25 protein-coding genes and 1 pseudogene are annotated in these 26257 nt (G+C 62.1%); all 26 read left to right on the forward strand.

The genetic code is table 11. The annotated features are described in order from the left end of the window. The first annotated feature begins 2 nt into the window (after positions 1-2). Positions 3-710: a lytic transglycosylase domain-containing protein gene (locus tag FFS49_RS33070; RefSeq protein WP_122174142.1), complete on the forward strand. Its 708-nt coding sequence runs from the start codon at positions 3-5 to the stop codon at positions 708-710. Further along, on the forward strand, positions 707-1030 hold the full coding sequence (locus FFS49_RS33075; protein WP_122174144.1) for a hypothetical protein: 324 nt from the start codon (positions 707-709) through the stop codon (positions 1028-1030). Before FFS49_RS33070 ends, FFS49_RS33075 begins: the two co-directional genes overlap by 4 nt. A 6-nt stretch (positions 1031-1036) precedes the next feature. After that, positions 1037-1486: a VirB3 family type IV secretion system protein gene (locus tag FFS49_RS33080; protein WP_122174146.1), complete on the forward strand. Its 450-nt coding sequence runs from the start codon at positions 1037-1039 to the stop codon at positions 1484-1486. A gap of 70 nt (positions 1487-1556) precedes the next feature. Then, positions 1557-3950, forward strand: a complete 2394-nt coding sequence (locus FFS49_RS33085) for a transporter (protein WP_220497709.1) — start codon at positions 1557-1559, stop codon at positions 3948-3950. Next, on the forward strand, positions 3947-4372 hold the full coding sequence (locus FFS49_RS33090) for a hypothetical protein (RefSeq protein ID WP_137910202.1): 426 nt from the start codon (positions 3947-3949) through the stop codon (positions 4370-4372). The genes FFS49_RS33085 and FFS49_RS33090 overlap by 4 nt, the downstream gene beginning before the upstream one ends. 43 nt (positions 4373-4415) lie before the next feature. Next, positions 4416-5087, forward strand: a complete 672-nt coding sequence (locus FFS49_RS33095; protein ID WP_224755968.1) for a type IV secretion system protein — start codon at positions 4416-4418, stop codon at positions 5085-5087. 29 nt (positions 5088-5116) lie between these two features. Next, positions 5117-6055 (forward strand): type IV secretion system protein, encoded by a 939-nt coding sequence (locus FFS49_RS33100; protein ID WP_122174083.1) that lies wholly within the window; start codon positions 5117-5119, stop codon positions 6053-6055. Positions 6056-6072: 17 nt separating this feature from the next. Next, positions 6073-6432, forward strand: coding sequence for a hypothetical protein (locus FFS49_RS33105; RefSeq protein ID WP_122174086.1), 360 nt, complete (start codon positions 6073-6075; stop codon positions 6430-6432). A gap of 153 nt (positions 6433-6585) precedes the next feature. Continuing rightward, complete coding sequence (locus FFS49_RS33110; protein ID WP_163013130.1) at positions 6586-7494, forward strand: type IV secretion system protein; 909 nt, start codon at positions 6586-6588, stop codon at positions 7492-7494. After that, a complete protein-coding gene (locus tag FFS49_RS33115) occupies positions 7491-8363 on the forward strand; it encodes a TrbG/VirB9 family P-type conjugative transfer protein (protein WP_224755969.1) in 873 nt (290 codons plus the stop codon). The genes FFS49_RS33110 and FFS49_RS33115 overlap by 4 nt, the downstream gene beginning before the upstream one ends. Continuing rightward, on the forward strand, positions 8356-9654 hold the full coding sequence (gene virB10, locus FFS49_RS33120) for a type IV secretion system protein VirB10 (RefSeq protein WP_224755970.1): 1299 nt from the start codon (positions 8356-8358) through the stop codon (positions 9652-9654). Before FFS49_RS33115 ends, virB10 begins: the two co-directional genes overlap by 8 nt. Then, positions 9635-10774 (forward strand): ATPase, T2SS/T4P/T4SS family, encoded by a 1140-nt coding sequence (locus tag FFS49_RS33125; RefSeq protein WP_049036541.1) that lies wholly within the window; start codon positions 9635-9637, stop codon positions 10772-10774. Before virB10 ends, FFS49_RS33125 begins: the two co-directional genes overlap by 20 nt. Further along, the gene (locus FFS49_RS33130; RefSeq protein WP_049036540.1) at positions 10771-11292 is read left to right on the forward strand and encodes a hypothetical protein; all 522 of its coding nucleotides are present in this window, start codon (positions 10771-10773) and stop codon (positions 11290-11292) included. Before FFS49_RS33125 ends, FFS49_RS33130 begins: the two co-directional genes overlap by 4 nt. Beyond that, positions 11292-11954, forward strand: coding sequence for a hypothetical protein (locus FFS49_RS33135; RefSeq protein WP_049036537.1), 663 nt, complete (start codon positions 11292-11294; stop codon positions 11952-11954). The genes FFS49_RS33130 and FFS49_RS33135 overlap by 1 nt, the downstream gene beginning before the upstream one ends. Continuing rightward, a complete protein-coding gene (locus FFS49_RS33140) occupies positions 11954-12364 on the forward strand; it encodes a hypothetical protein (RefSeq protein ID WP_137910203.1) in 411 nt (136 codons plus the stop codon). The genes FFS49_RS33135 and FFS49_RS33140 overlap by 1 nt, the downstream gene beginning before the upstream one ends. Next, a complete protein-coding gene (locus FFS49_RS33145) occupies positions 12361-13011 on the forward strand; it encodes a phospholipase D family protein (RefSeq protein ID WP_063851222.1) in 651 nt (216 codons plus the stop codon). The genes FFS49_RS33140 and FFS49_RS33145 overlap by 4 nt, the downstream gene beginning before the upstream one ends. Positions 13012-13087: 76 nt before the next feature. Then, a complete protein-coding gene (locus tag FFS49_RS33150) occupies positions 13088-15307 on the forward strand; it encodes a type IV secretory system conjugative DNA transfer family protein (RefSeq protein ID WP_053092626.1) in 2220 nt (739 codons plus the stop codon). Next, the gene (locus FFS49_RS33155; protein ID WP_049036535.1) at positions 15300-19943 is read left to right on the forward strand and encodes a DUF5710 domain-containing protein; all 4644 of its coding nucleotides are present in this window, start codon (positions 15300-15302) and stop codon (positions 19941-19943) included. The genes FFS49_RS33150 and FFS49_RS33155 overlap by 8 nt, the downstream gene beginning before the upstream one ends. A 143-nt stretch (positions 19944-20086) precedes the next feature. After that, a complete protein-coding gene (locus FFS49_RS33160) occupies positions 20087-20356 on the forward strand; it encodes a hypothetical protein (protein ID WP_137910204.1) in 270 nt (89 codons plus the stop codon). 2 nt (positions 20357-20358) lie between these two features. Next, positions 20359-21120 carry a StbB family protein gene (gene stbB, locus FFS49_RS33165; RefSeq protein WP_049036532.1) on the forward strand — a complete coding sequence of 254 codons (762 nt, stop codon included), beginning with the start codon at positions 20359-20361 and terminating at the stop codon, positions 21118-21120. Further along, complete coding sequence (locus tag FFS49_RS33170) at positions 21117-21668, forward strand: hypothetical protein (protein WP_137910205.1); 552 nt, start codon at positions 21117-21119, stop codon at positions 21666-21668. Before stbB ends, FFS49_RS33170 begins: the two co-directional genes overlap by 4 nt. After that, positions 21665-22918 (forward strand): DUF1173 domain-containing protein, encoded by a 1254-nt coding sequence (locus FFS49_RS33175; protein ID WP_053092625.1) that lies wholly within the window; start codon positions 21665-21667, stop codon positions 22916-22918. Before FFS49_RS33170 ends, FFS49_RS33175 begins: the two co-directional genes overlap by 4 nt. After that, positions 22915-23439 (forward strand): PH domain-containing protein, encoded by a 525-nt coding sequence (locus FFS49_RS33180; protein ID WP_049036527.1) that lies wholly within the window; start codon positions 22915-22917, stop codon positions 23437-23439. Before FFS49_RS33175 ends, FFS49_RS33180 begins: the two co-directional genes overlap by 4 nt. An 87-nt stretch (positions 23440-23526) precedes the next feature. After that, positions 23527-24258: a hypothetical protein gene (locus FFS49_RS33185; protein WP_049036524.1), complete on the forward strand. Its 732-nt coding sequence runs from the start codon at positions 23527-23529 to the stop codon at positions 24256-24258. 39 nt (positions 24259-24297) lie between these two features. Beyond that, complete coding sequence (gene mobC / locus FFS49_RS33190; RefSeq protein ID WP_225936033.1) at positions 24298-24678, forward strand: plasmid mobilization relaxosome protein MobC; 381 nt, start codon at positions 24298-24300, stop codon at positions 24676-24678. Positions 24679-24680: 2 nt separating this feature from the next. Further along, positions 24681-26257: pseudogene (locus tag FFS49_RS33195) on the forward strand (hypothetical protein); the annotation flags it as partial.

Below are 26257 nucleotides of genomic sequence, written 5' to 3' on the forward strand. Positions count from 1 at the left end.
CGATGATTGCGATCGATCTTCCTGTACTCGCGTCGACGTGTGCGCCAGCCGTTCACCCGGTGACGCTCTCAGCTGTCGTACGCAACGAATCCGGCGCGAATCCGTTTGCGATCGGTGTGGTTGGCGGACGTCTCGTGCGCCAGCCGCGCACGCAGGCCGAAGCCGAAGCGACGGCCGCAGCACTCGAGCGAGCTGGCTGGAATTACAGCGTCGGCCTGGCGCAGGTGAATCGCGCGAACTTTGCTCGCTATGGGCTGGTTGGCGGCGCTGCATTCGATCCATGCGCAAACCTGCGTGCAGGCAGCGAGATCCTGGCCGACTGTTACCGGCGCGCGTCGATCGCGGCAGGTCCCGGGCAACGGGCGTTGCGCCACGCGTTGTCCTGCTACTACAGCGGCAACATTCAGCGCGGATTCAAGATCGAGAAGGATGGCACGAGCTACGTGCAGCGCGTGGTCGCGCAGGCGTCGCCGCAGACGCAGCAGAGCGACGCCGGGAAGCTGACGCGGGAACCTACATCGGGTAACACGGCAACGTCGGCCGATGCGCCGGCCGCTGCGGTGCCGGCGATCGCGGTTGTACCGGACGGGGCGCCCGCGCGGCGCGTAAAGCGTGTGACGAAGGGCGATGCGGCAGCCGGCGCACCTTCGAAAGGTTCAGGTTGGGATGTATTTGGGGATTTTGGAGCGACAAAGGAGAACCGGGAATGAACTATCTGAAGAAATTGTTTGCGCCGCTCGACCAGCGGTGCGTGCGCGAAACGCTGGTTGCGATCGCTTTGACCGGCGTTGCTGTCAGCGCCCAGGCGGGTGGCCTCGACACGGGGAAGCAGGGGCTGTCGACCTTGCAGATCTGGTTGTACGCGTGCGCTGCGATCGTCGCTGCCCTCTACCTGATCAAGGAAGGGATCGCAGCGTTTAAAGCAGGCGGCGACTGGGTGCACGATTTCGGGATGTCGTGTGTCAAGGTGTTTGTCTGCGGCGGAGCCGTGGTGCTGGCTGGTTGGCTCTTCTCGGCCGGTGGGAGCTGATCGGCGATGAGCACCGAGAAGACCTTGTATCCGTCTTACGCGGGGTTGAACCGGACCGCGATGCAGTGGGGTATCCCGCTGCTGCCCGGACTGGCCGTGTTCGTCGCGAGCATGTTCTTTTCGCTCGCGGGCGCGGCCTTCATGGGGCCGGGCGGATTCGTGCTCGGTCTGCCGGGCGTGCCGATCATCATGTATTTCAAGCACGTCTGCGCGACTGATGACCAGGCACTGCGGATCACGTGGTTCGAACTCATGTGTGTGCTACGTCGCAAGAATGCGTCGCTGTTTGGCAAGACGTACACGCTCGCGCCGATGCGTTACGGGCGTTCGTACCGGCAGATCCGCGAGCAGCTAGCGCGACCGCTTTCGCTTGAGTTGCAAGAGCGATTCATCGCGCGCTTCAAGGCCGAGCTCGAGGAAGAACGTCTGGCGACGGAAGCGGAGGGTGTGCTGTGATGAAAACGTCGATGAATTGGGGCGGCTTGAGCATAAGACCAGAGGGGGAATCGTGCTGACGAGCGAACTGATGAAAAATCAGCCGGCTATCGAGGATCTGATGCCGAAGATCGGCCGGCCGATCTCGGAGATTGTCACGAGCTACGAAGACGATCGCGCGGCGATCGTCGTGCGCCTGCCGGGTATCCCGTTCGAGTCGGTGCCGACCGCCGAGATCGAATCGCATTTCGAAGCGCTGAACCGCTTTCTGGCGGCGCTGGTGATGGACAAGGGAAATCGTCTGGGCATGTGGTGCACGTTCACGCGCCGACGCGTGACGTTCGACGACGAATACGGATTCACGTCGCGCTTCATGCAGCGCCTCTCCGACAAATATCTGAAGCGATTTCAGAACGGCAACTATTTCGAGAACGCGTTCTATATCACCTTCATCCTGAAGGGCGAAGACCTGCACGAGCTGATCCCGGAAATGCACGAGATGGCCGAGACGATCGACAAGGCGTTGGCGATCTACGATCCGACCTTCCTGCGCGTGGTCGAGCGGCACGGCGTTATGTTCAGCGAACCGCTCGCGTTCTTTGCCGAACTGATGAACGGTGTCGAGGAGCCGATTCCGGTGACGGCGTCGACAGGACGCGAAATCATCCCGTCGGCGATGCACCACTTCCACTACGACGTGCTGGAGATTCGGGCCGCGCACAAGACGCGATATTGCATGTGCTACGACCTGAAGGATCTGCCGCAGATGGGATGGGGCCATCTGAACCCGATGTTGACGCTTCCGGTTGAATTCACGCTCACGATCTCGTTTATCGGGATGGGGAACTACGAAGCGCTGTCAAAAATTGCCGACCAGGCGAACAAACTCAGTTCGGTGGAGGACAAGGCAGTGCACCAGCGTGAGGAGCTGGAGCATGCGCAGGCGTTGATCGCCGGGCGCGATCTTGCGTTTGGTGAATACCATGCAGCACTCGTCGTGTATGGGGACACCGCCAAGAAGGCAATCGACAACGGCGCGTTCGCGTCCAGCAAGTCGTTGAACGAGTGTGGCCTGCGTTGGATCAAGGCGACGCTGTCGGCGCCGATTACGTTCATGAGCCAGCTGCCGGGCGCGAAGCACAAGCCGCGGCCGATGCCGAAATCGACACGCAATCTCGCATCGACGTTCAGCCTGCACAACTATTCGACGGGCAAGGCGCGCGGCAATCCGATCGGCGACGGAACGGCCGTGATTCCGCTGCAGACCGAATCGAAGGGGCTGTATAGCTTCAACTTCCACGTCACGAAAAACGACGAGAACAACACCGGCGAAAAGATCGCTGGCCACACGGTGGCAATTGGCGACACCGGGGAAGGCAAGACCACGCTGCAGGAGATGCTGGTTGGCTTCCTGGAGCGCTTCAACACGAAGATGTTTGCCCTCGACATGGATCGCAGCATGCAGATCTTTATCGAGGAGCTCGGTGGTGTTTATTTCCCGCTGCGTGCGGGCGAGCGTACTGGCCTTGCCCCGTTCGCGTTGCCGAAGACGGCACGCAACCTCGAATTCCTGTACGACCTGGTTGGCGCGTGCGGTCGCGACGAACACGGTCGGCTGAGTGTCGAGGACACCCGCGCGATCAAGCTGGGCGTCGACGCAGTCTATTCGCTCACGAACGTTCGCGATCGCCGCTTCTCGCGCCTGCTCGAAAGCATTCCGGACATGGGCGAGGGTTGTCTGCGTCGTCGGCTCGGTATCTGGTGCGAATCGGAAGGCGGGCGCTTTGCCTGGGCACTCGACAACGCGTCGGACACTGAGATCGACATGGCGCAGTTCCATCGGATCGGGTTCGACGTCACGGACTTCCTGAGGAAGGATTACGCCCCGACCGAGCCGGTGCTTGCGTTCCTGCTGTATTTGAAGAGCCTGATGCAGGTGCGCGGCGGCTTGCTTGCGACGATCATCGAGGAGTTTTGGTTGCCGCTGTCGTACCCGACGACCCAGAAGATGATCGAGCGCAGCCTGCGCGTCGGCCGGCGCGCCGACGAGTTCGTGATTCTCGTATCGCAGACGCCTGACGAAGTGCTCAAGAGCCCGATTTGCGGCGCCATCATGCAGCTCACGGCGACGAAAATCTTCCTGCCGAACCCGAGCGCGACGCGTGCGAGCTACGGTGAACTTATGACCGACCGTGAATTCACCGAATTCAAGCGTATCTGCACGAAGGGCTCGCATACCTTCCTGATCAAGCAGGGCAACCAGTCGGCGTTCGCGACGCTCGATCTGCGCGGTTTCTCCGACGAACTGTCCGTGCTGTCGGCGAACCTCGAGAACGTCGCCATCTGGGAGGAGGCGAGCCTGGAGGCTGACGGCGATCCCGAACTGCGAATGGAGCTCTTCCAAGCACGCCGGAAGGGTAAGCGTGATCGCAAACCCATGTCAGCGGATATCGGGCGAACGTCTCCGGCAGGAGTCACGGTATGAAAATCGATCGTATTCGACCCTTTCGTGCGGCTGTGTGGATGTTGCCGGTTATCGGCGCATGTTGGGTGGGCGCAGCGCACGGGAGCGGGATTGATTCGACGACTTCGTCGTCGATCATTGGGGCGACTGGTCTGAAAAGCTGTCGGCATGTTTCTGTTCCGACACTGGTGGATATCTACGCACGGCAGGTCCTTGCTGACAACCATCTGTTGAACCTTATTTCGCTGGAGCGGGAACGTGTTCGAACGTCACACGAGGTGAGATTGGCCGTGTCTTGTACGGCCGCTTCACCGACCGGCGTTGATCATCAGTCGTGTATGCAAGTCGTCGGATCGCTGCGCCGGTTGAGGTGCGAGGATGCACTTCGACGGGTTCAACAATGGATTCAACAGATCGATCGGCTGTCGATGCCGGGCTTTTGATGATGCGGGATAGGCCGACACGGGGTCGGCGAGGAGAACCAGCATGAACACGATGCGAATTACGAAGGTAGCCAGGGCGGTTGTGATGGTCGGTGCATTGCTCGGCGCTGCGCCGTCGATTGCGCTGGCGCAGACAGGGCCCGGAATTCCGACGTTTGACCTAGCGGGCGTCGCGCAGGCGATCGCCACCGTCAAACAACTGAAAATGCAGTATGACCAGGTTGTGAATCAGATCAACATGATCAAGGGCAATCGCGGCCTCGGGCTGATTTTCAACAACCCGGCGCTGCGCAACTATTTGCCTGATAACTGGAAGTCGATTTACGACCTGGCGAACGCCGGGCGGCTGAACGGCATTTCGGGCGTGGCCGACGAAATCATGCGGCAGGAAGGTATGACGGTGAACGCATCGATGGCGCCGGGCGTCTCGCGCTACATCACGACGCTTGCGACCAACAAGGCGATTACGCAGAAGGCGTACGACGCTGTGATCGAGCGCCTGCAGAACATTCAGTCCCTGATGCAGCAGTCGGATACGACGCAGGATCCCGCGGCGAAGGCCGATCTCGCGAACCGATTTGCCGCCGAGAACGCGCAGATCCAGTCCGAACAGACGCGCTTGAATCTCGTTCAGCAGCTGCAGGCTGTCGAAGAGAAGCTTGCTGCACGTCAGGCGAATCAGGCGGTCATGAGCAAGATGACCGCGGACGAATGAGCGGCGGCTAACTTCTATAGGTGGCGATCATGGCAATCGACGTTTTTACTACGATGGAGCAGGGGTTCGACGAATCCATCCTGCAAACCATCAACAGCGGCTCGTCGCAGATCATCTCGATGATCTCGCCTCTTGTCTCGGCCGGCTTTGGCATCTACGTGCTGCTTGTGATGGTTTCGTACATGCGCGGGCAGGAGGAGATGCCGATCGTCGATTTCCTCCTGAAAGCCTGCGGCTGGCTGGTCGTGCTCGTATGTGGGATGAACATCCAGTACTACAGCCAGTATGTCGTGCCGTTCTTCAATGGATTCGGGGACGATATCGCGAAGGCTATCACGCACGGTAACTCCGGCATGTCGGCACTCGACAACCTGTTGAATCTATATGTAACGGCGATACAGAACGGCTTCAAGCAGATGAATCCGGGCATCTTCGAGGTCGGGGTGTGGATCGAACTCATCTCGCTTTCGTTCGCGCTGTTGTTTGTTGGAACGATTTTCCTGGGTATCGCGTGCGCGTTCATCATTCTCGCGAAGTTTGCGCTGGGCCTGCTGCTCGCGCTTGGGCCGATGTTCATCGCGTGCGCACTGTTTCCGCCGACGCGTCGATTCTTTGATGCGTGGGTCGGGCAGTGTGTGAACTACGGCATTTTGGTTGCGTTGTTCGCTGCGGCCGGCGCCGTCGAGGTCAACTACGCGACAAGCCATCTTCCCAAGAGCTTCACCGCGAGCGATTACATGCTGACTTGGGTGACGATCGCGAAGATCTGGGCGAGCGGCATCGTGTTCATCATCGTGTCGCTGAATCTGCCGTCGCTTGCCTCGCAGCTGGCTGGGGGCGTCGGCATCTCATCGATGGTCGGGAATTTGAGTGGCGCCGCGCGCGGCGTGGCGGCTGCGGCGAAGAAATTGGGCGGCCTGGGTGGCGGTGGCCGCTCGGGTGGCTCAATCGGCGCGGCAAAAGCATAGAACAACTGGAGGGCAAGATGAAACAACACGTTTTCGGATTGGTCGTGGTGTTGGCCGCAGCGGCCGCGGTGACGGGCTGTCAGCCCCGACAGGGAGAGGAATTCGTCGGTCGGTGGAAGCAGTTGCATCCGGATGAACGATACGGCGCCGATCTCGTGATCGAACGCGGTCAAGATGGATTCATCGTCACCAGCTGCCGGTTCGACACAAAAAATCAGTGTGACTTGACTGCTGCTTCGAGTCGCGTTCCGGCGACGCTCGTGAGCGGCATGCTGCAGATCAATATGGGTATTGGCGCTATCAGTATCAGCTATGACCCGAAAACGCAGCATGTGCAATTCCGGCGTGACGAGAACGTTCGGGTGGAAGCTAAGTGATACGGAGTCGGTCATGCGTCAATGGATAGCCCGTCTGCTGATTGTCGTGTCTGCCGGCGTACTGGGTGGCTGTGCGTCGTCGCACGAGCTGCCGTCGCCAAAAGGTGCGTGGGAGCCGGTGAACTGCGTGCCGGCCGTGGAAGGAGAAAGTTAATGTTTGGATTGAAACGTTCATCGGCTGGCACCGGTGCGACACCTCGCGGACTCGCGCGAATCGTGGGTGGCGGGGTGCGCAAGCCGTCGCCGGCGCGACAGGCAACCGCGCCTGTCGGCGCGCCGGCGCGTACTAGCGAAGAAGAGGCTAAGCAGGCGCAATCCAGCTTGTCGGCCGAGGCGCGCTGGTATCTGGATCGAGCGCTGGAATTCGAGCAATCGAAACAGGAAGAACGCGCGAAGCTGACGCAGTTCGCGATTCGGGTTGCGATTGGTGGAGGTGTGCTCGGTTTGGCGGGTTTTTTAGGTGGTGCCACCTTAGTACAACTAAAGAGGCCAAGTCCACCGGCGTTGATCCGTACCAATGACACGAACGGAACGACGAACGTGATCGGAGTCGTGCGCGACGGCGAAATGCCGTTCGGGCAAATCCAGGACCGTGCGGATCTGCGCCGGTACGTGACGATGCGCGAGGGTTACGACTGGGAAACGCTTCAGGATATGTACGACACCGTCAAGTTGATGTCGGCGGACAAGGAAAAGGAGATCTACGTCGCTTTCTACGACCGCCCCGACTCACCACAGAAAGTGCTGAAGAACCAGTTTCGGATCGTCGCGAAGGTGGGGGCGATCACGTTCGTCGGGTCGACTGCTCAGGTGTTTTTCTCGAAAACGCTAATCCCGCTGGCGACCGTTCAGAACCCGAGGAACGCGTTGAACGAGCCGAAGAGCGAGTACTGGGTGGCGACGATTTCATACCGCCACGACAACTTGCCTGAATCGGGCGAGGAGCTCGAGCGGGATCCGACCGGCTTTCGCGTCACGAGCTACACGGTCGATCGGGACTGGACGCGCACGGACTCGACGCCGGCGATACCGCCGCTGCCGGGTCAGAAGGGAGGTGCATGATGAGCGGCCAAATTCTCGGCGGGAGACATGCCGCATGTCGGTCGGCGCGCAGCCCCCTGCTTGTGGTGGCGACGCTCGCGGCTGCATTCGTGAGCTCGTCGGCCTGGTCCGCCATCACGCCGGGCCCTTGTGCATCGGACGAACACGTGCGCTGCGCCGAGTACGACGCGACGACCGCGTACCGGATTCCTTACCGGATTGGTGAGGCCTTTGTGGTCCAGTTCGAGGCGGACGAGATCGTCGACGACAAGAGCGGAGGGCTCGGTTCCGGGGAATCGGAGGGGTGGTCGGTTGGCGGTAAGGCGAATTGGTTCATGTTCAAGCCGAGCAAGAAGAAGCCGAACACGAACGTGCTGATCGTAACCAACAAGCGGCGCTACGTATTCCAGTTCGATGCCGCTGCCCGCAACGAGGCGGCGATCTGGTCGTTGTCATTCGATTACCCGGACACGCGCGCGAAGGCGGAGCAGGCCGCGAAGGCAAAGGCCGATAAGGCGCTGGCGATCGAGCAGGCGGGTGCGGACACATCCGAACGGCGCAACGACGATTACGACATGAAGGGCGATGTGGCCATCGCGCCAACAGCGGTTTGGGACGACGGCCGATTTACGTATTTCCAGTACGACACGTCGCGCAGGGTGCCGGAGATCTACGAGATCCAGGCAGACGGCACGGAAGCGGCACCCAAGCGGCATGTTGATGGCGACACGATCGTGATCGAGGGTATGGCGACCGGGTTCGTGCTGCGTCTGGGCAAGACGGTGATGGCTGTCCGCAACAACGCGTATTCGCCTGATGGGTCGTTCAACCGGACAGGCACGACGGTGCCCGGCTGGGTGCGTATTACGAAGGATGGCAATCATGGTTGACGCGCACGAAGACTCTGGCATGGACCCGGATGTCAATGCGATGAGCGACGTGAGCACGTCATCGGCGCCGGAGACGGCCAGCACCCGGAAGAGGCCGGAGCCAGAAGTCGTGCCGCCGGCCGGTATGGACCCACGCGGCATTCCGGGGCTGGCACGAGGCAAGCGAAACACGAGCGTGCGCGGCGTCGGGATCATCTTCGTGATCGTTGTGATCGTGATCGTGATCGCGGTTAGCGTCGCGATTTTTGCGAAGCGCTTTGGTGACGCGTATCTAGAACACAAGCGTTCCAAGCGCGATGCCCCGGTTCAGACAGTTGTGGCCGATCCTGATTTTCAAGGCAACAAGAATCACGTCGAAGCGGCGCAAGCGGCTAGCGCGGCAGAGGCGGCGTCAGCCGCGGCCGCGGCATTGCCCGAGCCGTCAGGTGCACGCGGGACACAGAACGCTGGCAATGGCGCGACGGCAACAACCGGCACGACGACGGCCACAACGTCAACCGGCGGCCCGGTCGCTGCATCTGCGCCAGGTGACCCCCGCCTGTCGGGCGACGTGCTCGTGAAATTCGGCAAGTCGGATGATGGGCTCGCTGCATTGACGCAGGCATCGGCCGCCGCTTCAGCCGCGAACGCTCCTGTGCGCCAGTACGCGCGTGATGGCCTGGATGACAGCCTCGCGCCCTCGCGTCTCGCGCCGGTCAAGGCCAGTTTCCTGCCGAACCTCAGTTTGCTGCTCAAGCGAGGCTCAATGATCCCGTGCGGGCAGTTCACCGAGATCGTGTCCACACATCCTGGAATCGCCACCTGCCACGTGTCAGAAGACGTTTATTCGGCCGATGGGAAGACGCTGCTGCTCGAGCGCGGTAGCGAAGCGACCGGCGAGCAGCGCAAGGCGATGCTGGAGGGCCAGGGAAGCATTTTCGTGGTGTGGACCCGCATCGATACGCCATCGGGTGTGACGGTCGATCTCGATTCGCCGGCGACGAACGCGCTCGGTGCGACAGGCATTGATGCGGACGTCGATACGCACTTCTGGCTGCGTTTCCGGGGCGCACTGATGTTGTCGGTGATCGGCGACGTTGGCCAGGCGCTGTCGAATCTGGCCCAGAGCGGCAACGGTAATCGGATCCAGTTCTCGAACACGACGTCGCAGAGCCAGCAGCTGGCGGCCGACACGCTGAAAAACACGATCAACATTCCACCGACCGCAACGTCGCGCCACGGGTCGACAGTGAACATCTTTGTCGCGCGCGACGTCGATTTCGGGAGCGTCTATGAACTTGTCAAGCGTTGAGCCCTACGACAGCAGCGTCACGGTCCGCAATCTGATGGAGTCGGCGGGCATCGCCGAACTACGGGCACTGACGGGCAACACCGAGATCGCGATCAACCGGCCGGGTGAAGGCTGGACTGAGACGCGCAACGGTTGGCAACAGCACGAATTACCGGGGGCGTCGCTCGACGCGCTGATGAAGCTCGCCAATGCGCTTGCGATCTACAACAAGGTAACGCCACCGCTGTCGGTCGACGATCCGGAAAAGCCGGTGCGATTGCCGAACGGTGAGCGCGGCCAGATTGTGATCCCGCCCGCGTGCGAGCCGAACACGGTATCGATGACGATCCGGATCCCGAGCGCCACGCGTTTGTCGGTGGGCGATCTGACGCGTGGAAATTTCCTGAACGACTTCCGGATCGTCGGGACACAGGACGCATCGTTCCTGTCGGCGAATCCGAACGCGCCGTCGTTTGGCGATTTGAGCATGAACAGTTCGTCGGACGTGGTCGATTCGAGGCGTCAACTCGCGGCGCCGGCGGCCGTTGTGCTGCAGCGGTTCGAGCTGGACATGCTTGACGCGCTCGCGCAGCGCGATATGGGTCAATTCTTGACGCTGGCGATGCTGCACCGGATGAACGTCGTGCTGGTGGGTGGCGTCGGCTCGGGCAAAACCACCCTGATGAAAGCGCTGGCCGACATCGTGCCGTCCACGACGCGGGTCGCGACGATCGAAGACACGCACGAAGTGCCGTTGCCGAATCAGCCGAATCACGTGCACCTGTTCTTCAGCGAATCGCTGCCTGCGCGCCGGATCGTGAAGGCGACGCTGCGGATGAAATTCGACCGCGTGTACCTGGCCGAGTTGCGCGGCGATGAAACGTGGGACTACCTCGTGCTGCTCAACACCGGGCACCAGGGTGGTATCACGACCGTGCATGCGAACGACGCAATTTCGGCGTTGGCACGGATCGCGACGCTGGTGAAGCAAAGCCCGGTCGGCCAGACGCTGACGTGGGAATTCATCCTGCGCGAGGTCAAGAGCACGATCGACGTAGTGCTGTTCATGGAGAACAAGTGCCTGAAGGAAGTGTATTTCGATCCGGTCGGCAAGTGGAAATTACTGCGAGGTCTGGCATGAGCGAACAAGAAATCAAGTGGACGAATTTGCATCCCGTGCTGTGTGCGCCGCCGACGCAGGCCGAGCTCGATGCGGAACGCCGCCGCGCACTGAGGTGGTGGTTCAGTGCATGCGGCGTGGTCGCTGCGATCGAACTTTGCGTGCTAAGTCGCGTCCTCTGGGGCCAGACGTCGAGCGTGCTCGGTGGGTTTGTCATGTTTCTGCTGGTGGTATTCGCGATACCGATTCTGAGCGATGCCTCTCCGTGGTCCACCAACACCGCGTGGTCGCCGATGGCGGCCGACGACCTGCCGGTTCTGAGAGATGTGTTTGCGCGCGACGCATTGGATGCCGAATCGGTTGAGCAATACCGCCAGCAAGTCGCAGCGCTTGGCCGACCGCTGGTGCGGCGCGATCTACGTCTCATTGCCGAGCATCGCCAGGCGGTACGCACTTGGATCGCGCAAGAAGCGAGCGCGAGAGATCTCGCGGCGTTCAGCGAACCAGGTGAGATGTCTCGTGAAGCTGGAGGTGCGTAATGAGGAAGAACATTCTGAAATGGTGGTCCGGTCTGCAGCAGAACCAGTCACGACAGGCCGCCCGCGATGCATGGCGCGCATCGTTCAACGTGACCGACGAAACGCAGTGGGCCGTCTACATGAACGGTGTGCGTGCGGGGCATGTCACCGAACAGATGATTCGGCGTATCGAGCACCTGCTGCAGGACGACAAACGGTTGCGCTACTGGCATCTCGGTCGCGTCGGTGAAGGGCTGTCCACCGTGCTCAACGTGATGAGCGAGCTGGTTCGCTTCCTGGCCGTCGGATTCGCAACGGTGTCCGGTCTCGTCGTGTTTGCTGCGCTGTGTTCGTCGACGGAAGTCGCCCGATGGCTGCAGCTGGCGGCCGCGCAGCCGGCCGACACCGCCAGGACACTGAGTACTGCGGCCACCGGTATCAGCCTCGTGATGATGGCAGCGACGATCGCCTACTTGATGGGACGCATCAATGAGGCGTCTCCCGACCCTGACCCATATCGCGATGCCTGGATTGACCGGGTGAGGATCGCCGCTCAGATCGTGACGCTCGGCGCTCTCTCGTGCGAGCTGCCGGTGGCGAATGGCCGTTTGATCCGCCTACCGCACGGCGGGGTCTTTCTGCGTCGTGGAAACGAGGTGTTGCATGGAATGGGAGACGCGTGATGCCGAATATCTCTCGACTTCGGCATAACGAAGAAGCGGCGCTAGCCGAAGTGATAGCGGCTCAACGTCGTTTGGCGCGTCGCTCGCCCGGCGTCACGCTCGATACGCTGCGGCAGGCGAAAGCTCGACTCGACGCGATCCAGGAGGATCTGGTGTTGGCGGGCGAGCTGCCGGGGCTGTTTCTGCGCCGCTACTTCTACCTGATCGATCGGGCGACGGTTGAACGATCGCCAGCCGGGGTGTGTGTTGCGTTCCCGGTGATTCCCGCAGTGGCGGATTTCCGCGATGGGCCGCTCGATGATCGGTTCCTGTTCGACGTCGAGCGCTCGCTCGACGCCGTGTGCGCGGCTGGAGGTGCCGAGCGTCTGAAGACGATGCAGGCGGCGGAACCCGCGGAGGATCGCTCATGAAAGGCGCAATCGTGACCGGTGCGGCCGCCGTGCTGTTGCTCAATGGCCTGCCGGCGTCTGCGCACGTCGTTAGCCTTGAATCGACGGGGTTGTTGAGCGCGGTGTCGAACTCTGTTTCGCACTTTTTCGCGCTGGCCAACACGCGTAGTCCGCAGCCCACTGGGACTTGCGTGGCCGAGGCCGGGTTCTCGCCGGAAGGAACCGGTGCGGCACTGGTGCTGAAAACGATCGCGAGTGCGAAGCGAACCATTCGCGTGTCGGCATACGTGTTTACCTCTCGTGAGGTTGCGCGGGCACTGGCCCAGGCGAAGGCGCGCGGCGTGGATGTCGCGGTGGCTGTCGATGCGCGCGAAAACCTGTCTGGCCCCGCGCGCGGCGCCAGTGCTGTTGCGCTAAGCATGCTGCTGCGCGTCGGCATTCCGGTGCGGACGATCGACGCATTCGCGATTCATCACGACAAGACCGTCACGGTCGACGGTGAAACAGTACAGACCGGCAGTTTCAACTTCAGCGCGGCTGCCGCTCGCAAGAACAGCGAGGACGTGCTGGTGCTGTGGAATTGCCCGGCAATCGCGCAGGCCTATACCGCCCACTGGCAAAGCCGGTGGGTACAGGGCACGCCGTATCGCGCGCGGGGAGAATCCTGATGAGCGGAGCGCACGTGAGGTTGCGAATCGTGGGTGATGTTGGTGTGCGTTGCCAGAGCCTGGCAGGGAGCTTCGTATGAAATCCCTCGTCGGCTGGTTGCTCGTAGTGTTCGGCGGCTTGGCCATGTTAGCCGCCCTCGTTGTTGCCGGTCAGTACGCCGGCGCGAAGCTGTTTGTGCAACTGCAGGATCTGCCGGCGTCGATCGTCGGCGTGTGGACTTTGCTCGATTACTGGGAGGCTTACGGGCACATCGGCAAGGTGCGGCTTGCACTTTTGCCTGCATCGTTTGTGGCTGCGCTCGTTCCGTTGCTGCCGCTTGTCGTCGTGGCTCTGTCGTTCGCGATCAAGCGACCCAAGCGGGAACTGCACGGTAGTGCACGTTTTGCCAAGCGCAATGAGATTCGCAAGGCTGGGCTGCTGGACGAAGCCGAGGGGCGGGTCAAAAAGGGGCGTCGCCACTATCCGTCGATTATCGTCGGCCGGCTGCCGAGCGGCAAACCGGGTAGACCAGACTACAGCCCGCGTTATCTGACGTTCATCGGTCAGCAGTTCGTGATGCTGGCGGCACCGACGCGCAGTGGTAAGGGCGTTGCCGTTGTGATCCCGAATTTGCTCACCTATCCGGACTCGATCATCGTGCTCGACATCAAGGGCGAGAACTACGACGTGACGTCCCAGTATCGCAAGAACTGCGGACAGGCTGTTTATCGGTGGGCGCCGTTCGATGAGAGCGGTTTTACGCACGCGTGGAACCCGCTTGTGAAGATTGCGAAACTTCCTCCGCATATCCGAATCGGCCGCCTGCAGATGATCGCGGCGCGTCTGTACCACTCGCCAGATGCACGCAACAAATTCTTCTACGACAGCGCGGCTGATCTGTTTTTGGGCGTCGCACTGTACCTGATGGAGACCAAGAAAGAGGAAGCCTGGACGTTCGGCGAGGTCTTGCGCGAAGCGGTACCGATTCGCCCGGACGTGACGCTGCGCGCGCACGTGATCGACATGATGGAGCGCGATCGAGATGGCGAGCCGCTGTCGGGGGATTGCCTGGGTGCGCTTGCGCGCCTGTTATCGGCCCCGGACGAGACGATGGGCAATATCTCGAAGACCTTCATGGCGGGCCTGACACTGTTCGCGAACCCGATCGTTGATGCGGCGACGAGCCGATGCGATTTTGATGTTGCCGACGTGCGACGCGTGCCGATGTCGATTTACCTGGTGCTGCCGGCCGCGAAGTTGTCGATCGCTGGTCTGCTCGCCAACTTGTTTTTCACGCAGTGGATCGAGGACAACCTCGACGAATTGCCAGAAGCGAACCCGGAGCTGAAGTATCAGTGTCTGGGCATTCTCGACGAGGCCCCGGCGGTCGGCAAGATCGAGATACTCGACAAGGCGAACGCCTTCATCGCGGGCTACAGCATCCGTCTGCTGACGATCCTGCAATCGAAGTCACAGGGCGAAGCGCCTGACGCATACGGTGTACATGGGATGCGGACGCTGGTGACCAACCATGCGCTGAAAGTTATCTACCCGCCTCGCGATACGCATGATTCTAAGGAAATGTCCGAGACGCTTGGCTACCTGACCGAGAAAGCGAAGTCGACGAGCCGAACGCGTGGGCGCAGCTCCTCATCGGGCGAGAACACATCGGACCAGAAGCGCAACCTGATGTACGCCCAGGAGCTTGAAATCATGCCGCAGTCCGAGGAAATGATTCTCGGTGTGGGGCTGCCGATTCATTGTGAGAAGGCGTTCTATTACGAAGACCGTCTGTTCATCGACCGTCTGCGCTCGGTGTGTTCGTTGCTGGGCGAAGTGGGTGACAAGAAGCTGCCGACCGAGGCCGAGTTGACCGAGGCTCGGGTATCGGGGCAGCTGCGCTACCAGGGCATCGAAATTATCAAGATCGCTGAGATCCACGCCAAGCGTTCGGCGCGGATCGCCGCGGCAGTGCGCGCGTCGCGCCAAGCGGGCGCATCGCCCATCACCGCGAAGGAACGGCTCGCGCTCGACCAGGCGGTGCCGTCCGGGTTTTCGTTGCAGAAGGTGCGCGAACAGATGCTCGACAGTCTGTTCGCGATCGGTGAGCCGATCGATGACGATCTGCGGCGAATGTTTGCGGATGCCATCGCAGGGAACACCGGCATTGCACTCGGCATGGGGTTGGTCGGACCGGATTCCACCGCGAGCGAAGCTCCGGCGGGTCACGCAGCGGATTCAGGACGGCAGGGCAACGTAACGGAACACGCGCCGGCAGGCGCACCGACGACGACGGAGGCGTATCACCATGAGTAACGAATGGCAAGGTAACAAGCGCGATGCCATCTTGCGCGAATTCGAGGCCGCCACACGCGAGCACGGCTTGATCCTGAATGGCCCGGCGGAGGCGGACGGAGAGTTTCATCGCGTGTCTGTCGAGGGCGACAAGCCCGGCAAGCAAAGTGGTTCGTACAGGCTCTTTCTCGACGGCGCTCCGCGCGGGTTTATCCAGAACTACCGCGAAGGTGGTGGGCTGAATTGGCGGCCGAGCGATGCAGCCAAGTTTACGTTGACGGCCGAAGAGCGATCGGCCGACGCGCAACGCCAGCGCGACCGTGCGGCCGAGCGTGCGGCGAAGCACGACGAGCGTGCGGCATGGGTGGCGGAAGAATGGCGCAGATTGCCTATCGCCTCAGATGATCATGCGTATCTGGCTCGCAAGGGCGTGGTCAATCATGGGTTGAAGCACGATCGGCATGGCAATCTCGTGATGCCGCTTGTCGATATCGACGGCAGGCTCTGGAGCGTGCAGCGCATCAGTCCCGATGGCAACAAGCTTTTTACCAAGGACGGCCGCACGCTCGCGTGCTTCAGTCCAGTGGGAGCGGACGATCCGCAGAAGCCGATCGTGATTGCCGAAGGGTACGCGACGTCGGCAAGCCTGTACGAGATTACGGGTCTGCCGGTGGTCTGCGCGCTGAACGCCGGGAACCTGCAGCCGGTGGCGGAGGCTTTCCGCCAGAAATATCCCGACCGGCCGATCCTGATCGCGGGCGATAACGACCATCTGAAAGAATCGTCCGGCAAGCCGAACGTCGGTAAGGACGCGTCGTTTGCGACGGCTGAGGTTGTTGGTGGCCACGTGCTGCTGCCGGCATTTGCGCCGGATGATGGCGGTACCGACTGGAACGATCTGGCAGCCTCGCGCGGGCGCGACGCGGTGCGCGAGCAGGTCGAGGCGCTGCTGACGACGCTGTCGATTGCGATGCCGGCAGCGCCGGATCTGTCGGTGCGCCCCTCCCCGTTCGAGCCGGCCGGGGCCGCGGCGTCGCGCGTGCCGGATGGTCGCACGTACCTTGTCGTCCCTTACAAGGAACGTGAAGATGCGAATGCATTGGGTGCGAAGTGGGATCGCGCGCGCAAGCAGTGGTATGTGCCGCGCGATGTTGACCTTGCGGCATTTGATCGGTGGCCACGCGCAGATGTGACCGTTCCCGCCGGCGAGCCAAACCAGGCACCGGTGACGTCGGCAGTAGCGGTGCCGCAGGCCAGCGAACCGAGCGTGACCGCCGAACCAGCATCAACGGCGCCGGCGCAACGGGTTCAGCCAAATCAGCCGCAGCCGCCGCGAGATGAGCAACTGGGCCGAGCATTTCGGGCCGCGCTGCAGTCCATCGCCGCCTCAACGAACGTGCGCGGTGACGAAGTCACGCGCACGATCGCGCTGGATACGAAGGTCGAGGCGGTGTATCACGACGCCTGGCGGCGCACCGGTTCGGCCGGCGCGGGCGATCGCGCGGTGGGCGAGATGATTCGCACGAGGCAGGGTTTTGCCGCCGAGCCGATGCCGGCACAGGCGGCCGCCGCATTCGAGAAGATCCGCACCGAGTTCGGATTGGCGGTGCCGGCACCTGAGCCGGGCACGGAGCCGGCCGCGCAAGTAACTCCTGCGTCTACGCCGGCATCCAGCGAAGCGGCGATCGAGGATCAGCCTGCAGCGCCAGAGTCGACATATGTCATGCCGGATTGGGCGGCCGAGCAGATGCAGTTCTGGCGAAATTTGTCGGATAGTCGTGGTTTGACGGAGCGCATCGAGCGGGAATTCGCTGTCGGAAAAACGCTCCGCGAGGTCGAACGTGCGTTGGGCGACGACATCGTGTTCGTGTCGGCCGAAGAGCGTGGCGTCATGTTGAGCAATGTGCGCTTGTCGCTAGGCATTCCGTCCCGTATGTCCGAAGAGGGGGCGCAGGAATTTATTGCGTGGAAGCAGGCGTACGACGCACGGCAGGCGGAACGCCAGGGCGTGCCGAACAATGTCGATTCGGTTCGCGAGCCGTCGACGGGTGATGCCCAGAACAGCGACGCGACGATGTGGGACGTGGCCGACGATACCGCCGCTGTCATTGGATCGAACACCGGGCCGCGTCAGGAACATGACGAGCAAGCAGTGTCGACCGTACTCGTCGCCCCGGCGATCGGTCAGCCGATCGGGCAAACACGGCTGGATCATGTGCGTCGCGAACAGGCGGCCGCCGACAATGATCTGCCGCTGTCGATGGAAGAGCCTGTGCACCATAACGACATCCGTGTAGGCACTACGGAACTGTTCGACCGGCTTGGCATACAGCACGATCCGCGCCTGCCGCTTGCGATGGCGGTATCTGATGTGCAGTGGCGCATCCGTAATGCGTTGACCGGCCGCGAAGCGCCGCTCGATAGCGAAACACGTGCGCAGACGGTTGAGTGGCTGAAGTGGCTGGGCGAGAACCGTGATCCGGGCGTGCGCAATAGCGCATTGCGTGTCGCGCTCGCGCTCGGCCGGCATGACGATCTGTTCGGCGATGCGGCGCAACCCAATCCGTTTGAAAGCACGAACCTCGCGAGTGCCTACCACATGGGGCGCGCGCGCGAAGTGCTCGGGGCGGAGCGTGCGACTCCGGATCTCGCCGCGAATCGGCAGCGCTTCGAGCCAATGTTCGAGATGCTGAATGTGAACGGTGAGCCGGGTCGGTCGCTCGTCGACGTGCTGGAACAGATCCAGCGACGCGTGGAGGTCGGCGCGGAGCGCTGGCCACTCGATGAGATCGCCCGCGAGCAACTCAGTGCCTGGGTCACGTGGGCGCACCGCACGGCCCGCGACCCAGCGGTGCTCGATGCAGCACTGTTGGTCGCGCACACGATGGGGCAATACGACAACGCCAAATTCGTGAACGACGTGCCGTTCCGGGATGCGGCGCTGCTGGATGCGTACTGGAATGGCTGGGAAAGCGTCAAGTGGACGAAGGACGGGGGCTGGACGACGGACCCTGCGAGTAGGGGTGAACAACGGCCGATGCCGGCCCTGAGCGAACGACCGGAGCCGCGTTGGAGCGGTCCCGACGTGACGGCGAGCAATGGTCTGGCGGTTGCCGATTCGCAGCGCGCTCCGGTGCAGACGGTCGGCGATACACAGGTCGCAGGCGACACGGTGTCGCCGAAACCGTCTGCGAACGAACCCAGCGCTAAGAATCCCGCGAACCAACCAACCAAACCGGTCGGTGAGCGTGTCGCTCCGGCAGATCTCGAACGCGTGCGCCAGGTTCGCAGTGCTGAAGGGGATGCGGCACGCGCAACGCTCGATGAGGCGCGTGTGCAGCAGCGGTCGGTCGCGGATGAGGCGGCTCGCAAGACAGAAGAACTGACGAGCCGCCTGAAAGCGAAGCCGTTCGGCACGCCGGCCGGGGCGGCAGACGCACCGCAAACCCGTCCTGCACGCAATCGCGAACCGAACGAAATTGAGATCGGTGAGGGGGTTGAGCGAAAACCGATATTGACGTCGACCGGCTACGACGTGCCGTCCTCGATCGCGGAACGCTATGTCGTGAAGGATGGACAGTTCTGGAAGCCGAACGTCAGGGATCCGGGGGCGCCGGGCAACGACGTACCGCACTTTGAGGACAAGGGGGTACGGCTCACGTCACACGCTAACGATCGCGGCACGCTTGCCGACATGATTGCGATCGTGCAGGCGAAAAATTTTACGTCGATCACGCTCAAGGGCGATCCGGATTTCCGGCGCAATGGGTGGCTCGAGGCGAAGCTTGCTGGTGGCATCGAGGTCAAGGGGTACAAGCCGTCAGACAGCGATCATGCGCTGCTTGAAGCGGCCCGGCGCGAGCAGGCACGCCAGCGCGATGCATTGACGATTCGCAAGGGCGATTCACCTGCACCTGCAGTCGAGAAGGTGGCACCGAGTGATTCGTTGGCGGCCACGCCGGTGGCCAAGGCAGTAAATCAACGGGCGGATGCGGCAACCACTGCGCCAGACGCCGCACCGAAGACCGAAGCAAAGCCGGTCGACACGATGTCGGGCGAGCTGCTCGAACACGGGAGTGCCCGGTATCAGCACAAGCCGGACGCGTCTCATTCGTACTTCGTGCGGTATCGAGACGAAGCGGGTGACGAGCGCACGGTCTGGGGCGTCGATCTCAAACGGGCAATGAACGATTCCGGCGCGCAGGTCGGCGATACCGTGTCGCTGAAGAATTTGGGTGAGACGCCTGTCGTGGTCCAGGAGCCGGTGCGCGACGCGGCGGGCAAGGTGATCCGCCTGGAGTCGAAAGAGGCGCTTCGAAACGCGTGGGAAGTGACGCGTTTGGACCCGGTTGAACCCGACCGTACCCCCGCCCCCATGCCGCAGACGGTTGGCCAGTTGCGCGAGCAGTTCGAGAAGTCGCTCGCGGGATACCCATCGCGTACCCGCGAGGAAATGCTGAACCGTTTCGATACAAGCCTGAAGGTGGCGCTCGAGGTCGAGCGCAAGGTGGCGAGCGGTGAGCTGAAGGCGGGCGAGGCAGGGGGCGCGATTGACGCGGGTTTTGCGGACTTGAAAAAGCAATGGAGCGCACCTGCGCCGAAACAAGCGCCGGCACATGCACCCGGTATGAAGCAAGCACCGAAGGTGGGGCTGTGAGCACGATGCGTCGCCGTCATTTTCCCCACTTGCCGCACAACGCGGCGTTCTTTGCGCGCGCGCGCGTGACGGTGCCCGGCTGGCTTCGTCTGCATACGTCACGTCGCGCGCGATGGATCGACGTGTGCCAGCTGGCGGATGCGATGACCGACCCGTTCGTGGCGGCGCTTGCATCGCGGCTGCCGCATCTGTCGTCGGACATCGAAGCGCGCGTGTCGATTTCGCTCGGTGCGACGTTCACGATGTTCCGTGGCGAGGCGCATGTTCTTGATACGAGTTTGCGGGTGCTTGACCAACCGGTTTGGCGCTTGTCGACCACCGGCGCGTTCGTGTGCGAGGCCGCGAAGGGCGAGCCCGTTCTGTTGGTATATACGCCGCCTGTTCGGCGCGGCGACCTGGACGAAAGAGGATAACGATGACCCCGAGTATTGCGGTAGTGAACTGTTCCGGCAACGTTGGCAAGACGATGGTTACGCGCGAGCTGCTTGCGCCGCGTCTGCCCGACTTGAGCGTGATGCAGGTGGAATCGATTAACGCAGATGAAGCGGCGGTGGCCGTTGGCGGGCGTGATAAATCGGGTCCGGAGACCATGATCGCAGCACAGTTCGACGTGCTGCACGAAGCGCTGATGCTTGGGCAGGCGCTGATCGTGGACATTGGCGCGTCGAATGTCGAGGAATACCTGAAGCGTCTTGACGAGTCCGCCGGCGCGCACGAGGACTACGGATTCTTCGTGGTGCCGGTTGTGCCGGCACGCAAGCAGCTGCATGACACGTTCAAGACGATCGAGTTGCTGGCCGACCTGGGCGTCGAGCCCGACCGGATCAGGGTTGTGTTCAACCAGGTCGAAGCGCTGCGTAACGAATCCGATGAGGCGGCGATTGCTCGCGCGTTCGGCCCGCTGATCGATATCTATCGCGTGAATCGCAGTTTCCGGCTCGATATGGCCGCCGCGATCCCGAAGAGCGACGCATTTCCAATCGCGGCCGAACTCGGTACGACCCTGCACGCGATTAACCAGGACGATACGGACTACAAGCTCGGACTCGCGCAATTGACCGATCGGGCCGAAGCGGTGCGCCGCACGCGCTTGATTAGCCTGAAGCGTAAGTCGCAGTCGATCGCACCCAAACTCGATGCGGCATTCGCGGCTATTTCATCCGGGAGCTTTGCATGAATGCCCCGCTTCCAGGCGGCTTGAACGCCGTCAAGATCGCGACTGATCACGCATCACGTCAACCTCCTGGTGAAGCAGTCGGCAAGGATGGCATGTTGTCGCTCGACGGCGTGAAGCAAACGCTGCTCGCGCTGTCGGCGAGTCCCGAGTTGCGTGAGGCTGCGGTGGCCGATCTGGTGATCGATCTGGCAAAGGTCGTTGACAGCCTCAATCATGTCGAGAAGCTGATTCGTGCGACCGACGAGCAGCTGACCGGCCGGCTGGAAGAAATTCGCCAGGCCGCCGAGCAGTTCGTGGCGGAGGCGGTTCGGCACGAAGCTTCGTTCAAGGGCGAACTTGCGGTGAAGGCGGCGCAGCTGGCGCGACGTGAAGCGACCGAGGCGGTAGCGGCGGAGCTGATCAAGCTGCAGCAGATGATCGCGCTGCAGAATCGGCCGCGCACGTCGTGGCGCACGATCGGCATGACGGTCGCGCTGACGGCCGCCGTCACGATCATGCTGGTCGGCACTGCGATCACCAGTTTTCGTCACGTGATAGGAGGCCCATGATGCATGCATACCGTTTCGGTTCCGCACAGGTCGCGGCTGATGCCAGCGATCTGCAGCGCCATCTCGCCACCGCATACAAGGGTAAGCAACGGCCGCTCTGCGCCTGTCAGCCGGACGGCGTGCCGATGTACATCGCAAAGCTGGAGGATCACTACGTCATCAAGCGCATGCCGGACAGCGGCGCGAAGCACGCACCAGAGTGCCCGTCCTACGAGCCGCCGGCGGAATTGTCCGGCCGTGGTGCCGTGCTCGGCCAGGCCGTCCAGGACGACGGCGAGGCGACGAACCTGCGGCTGGATTTCAGCTTGACGAAATCCAGCGGCAAGAGCGCGCCCGAGGCGACCGGGCGCGAGAGCGACTCGGTGCGCACGGACGGCGCGAAGCTGACGCTGCGCGGGCTGCTGCACTACCTGTGGGACGAAGCCGGGTTGAATCGCTGGTCACCGGCGATGGAGAACAAGCGTAGCTGGGCGCTGGTTCGGCGCGAGCTGCTGTCGGCGGTGCTTGGCAAGACCGCAAAGAAAGCACCGCTCGGCCAGCAGATGTTCATTCCGGAGACCTGGTCACTCGATCGTGATGCCGATCTGACTGCGCGACGTATCACTGCGATGGCGGCGCTCGCGAAGGTCGGCAAGACGCGACCGATGATGATCGCGATCGGCGAGGTGAAGGAGATTACGCCGACACGCGCCGGCGCGAAGCTGGTTGCGAAACACCTGGCGAATTTCCCGTTCATGCTTGACGGGGATCTGCATCGGCGCTTCATGAAACGGTTCGCGAATGCGATCGCGCTGTGGGATGGCGTGGAGGGTGCACACCTGATTTTCATCGCGACGTTCGGGCTCGAATCGACGGGCCTCGCAACGGTATCGACCCTGTCGGCGATGGTCGTGACGGACCGCTGGATTCCGTTCGAAGACATGTACGACAAGGCGTTGCTCGACGCGCTGACGAGTGGTCGACGACGCTTCGTGAAGAGCTTGCGCTACAACCTGGCGGAGAACCAGACGCTCGCGTGTGCGGTGCTGACCGATTGCGACGTGCCGACTGCGCTGTATGTGCTGACACCTGGCGCGCCGGCTGAATCCAGCGAGACACTCGAGGCGGTGATTGCGGAGAGCGCGGTGCCTGCATGGGTATGGGATGCGGACGATCCGATGCAGCCGCTGCCATCGCCGAAGGGGGCGATCAAGGCTTTGCCGTCGCCGGCGACAGAAGGAATAGCGAGTGATGTGGGGGCGACGTCATGAAGCCGACGTTTGACCCGTCGAGGTCGCCTGCGGTGTCGCCGCCGTGGTTCGAGGCGTCACCAGTCTGGACGGTGAATCTCCCGCTGATCGTGAATTGGGCGATCGCCGAGGTTGTCCTGTTGCTGCTGGTCGCCGGCGCCGCAGCGGTGACGAATTTTTGGTGGGTGTTTGCGCTCGTGCTGTTCGTGCCGATCGGCGCCGTCCTGCAGGCGATCGCACAAACGCGCGCGACACGCTTCGTGATCGACGCATCACGTGTGACCGTCACGCGTGGGCTCGTGATGCGGGAAACGATCAGCGTCGAGCTCGCGCGCGTGCAGAACATACAGGCGCTTGCTCTGTGGTGGCAGGAGCGCATGGGTTTCGGCAGCCTGCGCTTCGAGACGAGCGACATGTATCACCCGGTGTGGGTGCTGCATGGCATCCCCGATGCCGTTGTATGGCGCGACTACCTGACCAGGTACACGGTGGCGCTGCGCGAGGCACGTGGGATACGCGATGTGAACATCGGGCGGCTTTGAGCGGACGGAGAGCTGTGCATGCCGCGAGACATTGCGGAATCGAACAACACTTGCCCGGATCCGGGCAAGCTTTTCCGAGGATCAACCATGACTACCGATAAGAGCTGCGCTGATGTGCTGACGGACTTGGATCCGAACAAGACGAGCGCCGAGCAGGGCCTGTATCGCAAGTTCGACGTGCGCCGTATCGACGGTAGCGACCAGCCTGGCGGCAAGCACCACGATAGCGAGTATTTCGTACTCGACCTGAAGCATGACCTGCACGCGCGGGCAGCGCTCCGGGCGTATGCAGCCGTGTGCGCAATGACGCATCCGCATCTTTCTGCTGACCTTATTGCGCGCTACGGGCTCGGATCTGTCGCGCAGCATGAAGCAGTGCCGGCCGACAATTTCAATGACGATACAAACAGCCTGATCCGCTCGATCCTGTGGCTGCTTGAAATGGACGCTGCTGGTTTTCTTGTGTCGCACGTATTCGTCGAACACGGTCGCAAACTGCTGGACGCGGCGGCTGGGAGACTTGCCGCCCTGCCACCGCACAATCCGGGGCCGACGCAGCCGAGGCAGTTTGTTGCACAGTCAGTCGCGAAAGCTGACGAGCTCCTCGCCCCGCTAACGGCGCAAGCAGCACTCGCGGCGATCGAAACCTTCGAGATCGTCGGCGAAAACAATCTGTCGCGCGAGCCGAACAGCGAAGATCGCTTCATCCTGACTGAGTTCATCGCGCATGTGTTCGACGGCTACGCTGTCCAGCAGCCGGCGGACGACGACAGCCGGCGCATGCCGTCCGGCGGTTGTGACGATATTGCATCAACCTGATTGCTACTGACAGCGATGAGCAACGATGATCTGAAGGCCGTGTCGGAAGCGCCGCCGAAACGAGGTCGACGCCCGGCAAAGGATGCGTTGGGATCGCCGATCAGCACGCGTCTCACCGACGCGGAGCGCAAGGTATTCGCGGAGAAGGTGGCCGCCTCGGGCCTCAGTCAATCCGAATTTTTGCGCGAATGTGTGCTGACGAACCGCACGCAGATCGTGGCTCGTCCGCCGGCAAGTGTCGATCGCAAGCGGGTCGTGTTCGTGGTCAACAAGACGGGCAACAACCTGAATCAGCTGGCGCACGTCGCGAATCATGCGCGGCTCGCAGGAACCCTGCGTGAAGATTTGTTCGATGCGTTGATGGACGAGCTGCAGCTGATCACGCAGTTGTTGAAAGCTCATCTGCAGCGGGTGGACTGACTATGCTGATCCGTGTTTCGGGCCATCACGACGGCGTCAAGCAATATCTCGAAGACGGGCGCAAGGTTGGACGCGAGTTCAGCCGCGACGAGATGGATGAGCGCGTGGTGCTCGATGGCGATCTCGATCTGACGGAATCGGTCTATCGGATGATCGACGCGGCACCGAATGTCGATCGCTACCTGACGATCACCCTGAGCTTCAAGGAAGACCATATCGATCGCGAGACGCTCGATGCGGTCGTGCGCGATTTCAAGGCGTTCGTGTTTGCCGCCTATCGACCGGATGAACTGAATTTTTATGCGGAGGCGCACCTGCCGCGCGTGAAAAGCTACGTCGACGAGAAGACCGGGACGCTGGTCGAGCGCAAGCCGCACATTCACGTCGTGATCCCGAAGTTGAACTTGATCTCGGGGCAGAGTGCGCGCCCGTTTGGCTTCGACAAGCTGAACCTCGACTACTTCGATGCAATCCAGGAGCACTTGAACGCGAAGTACGGGCTGGCTAGCCCGAAGGATAACCGCCGCACGGAATTCAGCGACGCGTCCGAGATGCTGAGTCGGTACCGCGGCGACCTGTTTCGAGCGGATAGCCGGCAACTCAAGGAGCGAATCCTCGACGGGATGCTTGACCGGCGCGTCGAGCGTATCGATGACTTCATGGCGCTACTCGCCGAGCACGGCGCAGTCCGCGTGCGCAACGTCGGACGTGAGGACGCGTATCCGAACGTGAAGCCGGCCGGCGCCGAGAAGGGCGTGAACCTAAAGGATTACGTGTTCTCGCGCGAGTTCATCGAACTGCCGACCGACGAGAAGCTCCTGCAGCTGGCGGCCGACGCGGCCGAGCACTACATCGAACGGCAGCCTGCGCGAGCGACACCCGAAGACATCCAGGCGCGCCTGGACGAATGGATGGCCGAGCGCGCGCGGGAAGTGAAATATCTCAATAGCGGCAACACGCTTCAATGGCAGCGTTATCAGCAGTCGTCGTCGGGTGATCGTCGCCTGATGCTCGACGCGCTGGAGCGCGGTTTCTATGCACAGCACCTGAAGGAGTTTCATGATGACACCAGCGGATTCGGACGACTCGAGCCCGACGACATCGACCGGACATTCGATACCCCATTCAACAGCGACGACGGATGGGGTAGTCCCGACGTCGGGCCGACCTTCGACGGACCCGGCGGCCCCGGATTCGATCCCGGACCGTCCGGTGCCGATCCAGCCCCCGCCTTTGATGCCGACGAGTTTGGCGCTTGGTCAGGTGAACCGGAGTTTGTGGCCGAACCCGTCGACGCTGTGCGAGCGCTGTCCGGCGGCGATCTGGTCGGCGTCGACGAAGGACGCCCAGTGCTTCTGCCAGATCCTGCGCACGAACACGTGGACGACGCTGGCGCCGTATCCACGTATCGCCTGCGACGGGTTCGCGATCGCGATCGAGAAATTGCGCCAGAAAGAAGCCGCACAGGCCGGGTAGCGGACAGTGCGATCTCGCAGGCCGCGCGCGACGCGCGTGAAGCACGCCGGCAGCGCGCGGGTAAGGGCGAATTCCCGGAGCTACGGCAGCAGCTGAATGCCGA

The organism is Burkholderia sp. 4NA327C6 (assembly GCF_005502655.1).
GTDB classification, from domain to species: domain Bacteria; phylum Pseudomonadota; class Gammaproteobacteria; order Burkholderiales; family Burkholderiaceae; genus Burkholderia; species Burkholderia contaminans.